Source organism: Streptomyces sp. NPDC057099 (assembly GCF_042671245.1).
Taxonomy (GTDB): domain Bacteria; phylum Actinomycetota; class Actinomycetes; order Streptomycetales; family Streptomycetaceae; genus Streptomyces; species Streptomyces purpurascens.
This window is the reverse complement of sequence record NZ_JBHUTX010000104.1, coordinates 1-4328: the sequence shown is the minus strand read 5'-3', so window position 1 is coordinate 4328 and position 4328 is coordinate 1. Positions and strand designations below refer to the sequence as shown.

At 72.3% G+C, this 4328-nt stretch carries 1 protein-coding gene; it reads left to right on the top strand.

From position 1 onward, the window contains the following. Positions 1–4328: amino acid adenylation domain-containing protein (locus tag ACFT4A_RS42250; RefSeq protein ID WP_382841985.1), on the top strand; the 4328-nt coding region annotated here is incomplete at both ends.

Genomic DNA, 4328 nt, shown 5'->3' with positions numbered 1-4328 from the left:
CAGGTGAAGATCCGTGGTTTCCGGATCGAGCCGGGTGAGGTCCGGGCGGCGGTGGCGGCGCATCCGCAGGTCGCGCAGGCGGCGGTGGTCGCGCGTGAGGACTCCCCGGGCGAGACCCGCCTGGTCGCCTACGTCATACCCACCGCAGCCGGAACCGACCAGGAACTTCCTTCCTCGGTACGCGTGTTCGCGGGCGAGCGCCTGCCCGAGTACATGGCCCCCTCCGCCGTCGTCGTCCTCGACTCCCTGCCGCTCACGGGGAACGGCAAGCTCGACCGTGCCGCCCTGCCCGCACCCGAACACACGGCAGGCGCGGGACGAGCCCCCGCGAACCCCCGCGAGGAGACCCTGTGCGCCGGGTTCGCCGAGGTACTCGGACTGGAACAGGTCGGAGTCGACGACGACTTCTTCGCCCTGGGCGGACACTCCCTGCTCGCCGTCCGGCTCGTCGAATGGCTGCGCACCCGGGGCGTACCCGTGTCGGTCCGCGCACTGTTCGAGACGCCTACCCCGGCCGGGCTGGCGATCGCCGCCGGCGCCGTACAGGTGGCCGTGCCGGACAACCTGATCCCGGCGGACGCCACGGCGATCACACCGGAGATGCTTCCCCTGGTCGACCTGACGGCCGATGAGATCGAGCGGATCGTCGCCACCGTCGACGGCGGCGCGGCGAACGTGGCCGACGTCTACCCGCTGGCCCCGCTCCAGGAGGGCCTGCTCTTCCACCACCTGCTGGCGCACCGAGGCCCCGACGCCTACGTCATGCCGATGGTGCTGGAGTTCGACTCGGGCCGGCGTCTCGACGCGTTCCTCGACGCGCTCCGGACCATCGTGGACCGGCACGACATCCTGCGGACCTCGATCCACTGGGAGGAACTGCGGGAGCCGGTCCAGGTGGTGTGGCGCCGCGCCACCCTGCCCGTCACCGCGGTGGACCCGGCCCCACCCGGGCACGACCCCGCCGAGCACCTGCTCGCCACCGGCGGCCACTCGATGGACCTCGGCCGGGCCCCGCTGATCAGCGTGCACACCACGACCCACGCGGCCACGGGCCTGCCGCTCGCGCTGCTGCGGATGCACCACATCGTGCAGGACCACACGACCATGGACATCCTGCTCGAAGAGGTGGCCGCCCTCCTCGCCGGACGTGCCCGGGACCTGGCGCAGCCGCTGCCGTTCCGCACCTTCGTGGCCCAGGCACGCGGTGCCTTGGCCCCGGCCGACCACGAGCGGTACTTCGCCGGCCTGCTGGCGGACGTCACCGAGCCGACCGCGCCCTTCGGCCTGGTGGACGCACGCGGTGACGGAGCCGACGTCCGGCGGGCCGAGATACCTCTAGCACCGGAACTGACGGAACAGATCCGGGACGTCGCACGCCGCCTGCGCATCAGCCCCGCGCCGATGATGCACGTGGCGTGGGCACGCTTCCTCGCGGCCGTCAGCGGCCGGGACGACGTGGTGTTCGGCACGGTCCTGCTCGGCCGGATGAACGCCGGCGTCGGATCCGACCGGGTGCCCGGGCCCTACATGAACACCCTGCCGATCCGCGCCCGCGTCGACGAGACGGGCGTCCTGACGGCCGTGTCGGCGATGCGCCGGCAGCTCGCGGAACTCCTGGAACACGAGCACGCCCCGCTCGCGGCGGCCCAGCGCAGCAGCGGCATCGCGGGCGACACCCCCCTGTTCAGCTCGTTCCTCAACTACCGCCACAACAGACCCGCGACCGGCGACGGCGACCGGAGCCGACAGCCCGAGGGAATCCGGCAGCTGCTCGCGGAGGACCGGAGCAACTACCGTCTCTCGGCGTCCGTCAACGACGACGGCCACGCCCTCGGCCTCAGCCTGGATGTCGTCGACTCGATCGACGTGGAAGCGATGGCCGGGCTGTTCCACACCGCCGTCGTCAACCTCGTGACCGCCTTGGAACGGGCACTGGACGGCGGCCCGGAACTGCCCCTCGACGCCGTGGACGTACTGTCCGCCGAGGAACGCCGACGGCTGCTCGTGGAGTGGAACGACACGGCACTGGTCGTGCCCGACGCGCCGGGAGCGGAGCTGTTCCACGCGCAGGTGGCCGCCACACCGGACGCGGTGGCCGTCGTCCTCGGCGATGTGGAGTTGTCCTACGCGGAACTGGACGAGCGGGCGAACCGGCTCGCCCATGTCCTGCTGGGCCAGGGCGTGGGTGCGGAGTCGGTGGTCGCGCTCTGCCTGCCCCGGGGCATCGAGCTGATCGTCACGATCCTGGCGGTCTGGAAGACCGGAGCGGCGTATCTGCCGATCGACCCCGCCTACCCGGCGGAACGCATCGCGTTCATGGTGCGTGACAGCGGGACCGCCCTGCTCCTCACGGACGAGGAGACGCTCGAGGACCTCCCGGCGGGCCGGGTGCGCATGCTGGCCCTGGACGACCGGTCCACCCGGACGCGGCTGACGGCCGCGCCGCCGACCGTCCCCGAAGTGACCGTGCCGAAGGAGTCGTCGGCCTACGTGATCTACACGTCCGGCTCCACCGGGCGTCCCAAGGGCGTCGTCGTCACCCACTCGGGCTTGGCCGGACTCGTCGCCGCCCAGGTCGAACACCTCGCCGTGACCCCCGACAGCAGGGTGCTGCAGTTCGCCTCCCCGAGCTTCGACGCCTCGGTGTTCGAGATGTGCATGGCGCTGCTGTCCGGGGCCCGGCTGGTGCTGGCCTCCTCGCAGGAACTCCTGCCCGGGGAGGCCCTGGCCCGGCTGATCCAGCACCACGCGGTCACCCACGCGACCCTGCCGCCCGCCGCCGTGGCGGTACTGCCGGAGGACGGACTGCCCGAGGGCCTCACCCTGGTCGTGGCGGGCGAGGCCTGCCCACCGGCCTCGGTGGCCCGGTGGTCGGCAGGCCGACGCATGATCAACGCGTACGGGCCGACCGAGACCACGGTGTGCGCCACCATGAGCCGGCCCCTGCACGGAGCGGTCGTACCCCCCATCGGCACACCTCTGTACAACACCCAGGTCTTCGTGCTCGACGACCACCTGCGGCCGGTCCCGGCGGGCGTACCCGGCGAGCTGTACGTCGCAGGTGCGGCTCTGGCCCGGGGCTACCTCGGACGCGCGGGACTCACGGCGGAGCGCTTCGTCGCCAGCCCGTTCACCGGAGACGGCACACGGATGTACCGGACCGGCGACCGCGCCTGGTGGACCGCCGGCGGACAGCTGATGTTCACGGGCCGCGCCGACGAACAGGTCAAGGTCCGAGGCTTCAGGATCGAACCGGGCGAGGTGCAGGCCGTGGTGGCCGCACACCCGAACGTGCACCAGGCGGCGGTGATCGCCCGTGAGGACACTCCCGGCGACGTTCGCCTGGTCGCCTACGTCGTGCCTGACGAGCCGAACGACGAACTGCCCAAGTCCATCAGCGAGTTCGCTGCCCGGCGACTGCCGGATCACATGACGCCCGCAGCGGTGCTCGTCCTGGACGCACTGCCGCTCACCACGAACGGCAAACTGGACCGAGCGGCCCTCCCCGCACCGGACTTCGCCGGTACGGCGGGCGGCGGCCGAGCCCCCGCCACCCGCCAGGAGCAGTTGCTCTGCGCGGCCTTCGCCGAGGTCCTGGGCATACCCGAGGTGAGCGTCGACGACGACTTCTTCGCCCTCGGCGGCCACTCCCTCCTCGCCGTACGGCTGATGAGCCGCATCCATGCCGAACTCGGCGCCGACCTCGAGATCCGGCAACTCTTCGAGGCCCCCACGGTCGCCCAGCTCGCGACCCTGCTCCCCGAGGCGCCCACGGCCCGCCCCGCCCTCACCGCCCGAGAACGCCCCGCTCACCTCCCCCTGTCGTACGCCCAGCAGCGACTGTGGTTCCTCGGACAGCTGGACGGCCCCAGCGCCGCCTACAACATCCCCGTCGTCCTGCGCCTCGCCGGCGACGTCGACCGCACCGCGCTCGACGCGGCCCTGCGTGACGTCATCGGCCGCCACGAGGTGCTGCGCACGGTCTTCCCGACCGTGGACGGCAGGCCTCACCAGCACATCACCGGCCTCGACGCCCTCGCCTGGAACCTGACGGTGACGCGCGTGGCATCGACCGACCTCGACCACACGGTCGCCGGGGCGACCGGGCATGTCTTCGACCTCTCCTCCGAAGCGCCCATCCGTGCCTGGCTGTTCGAGACGGACGCCGACGAGCACGTGATGGTACTGGTCCTGCACCACATCGCCGGCGACGGCTGGTCCACCGCCCCCCTGGCCCGGGACCTGTCGGCGGCCTATGCGGCGCGCTGCGCGGGCCGTGCGCCCGCGTGGGAGCCGCTGCCCGTGCAGTACGCCGACTACGCGCTCTG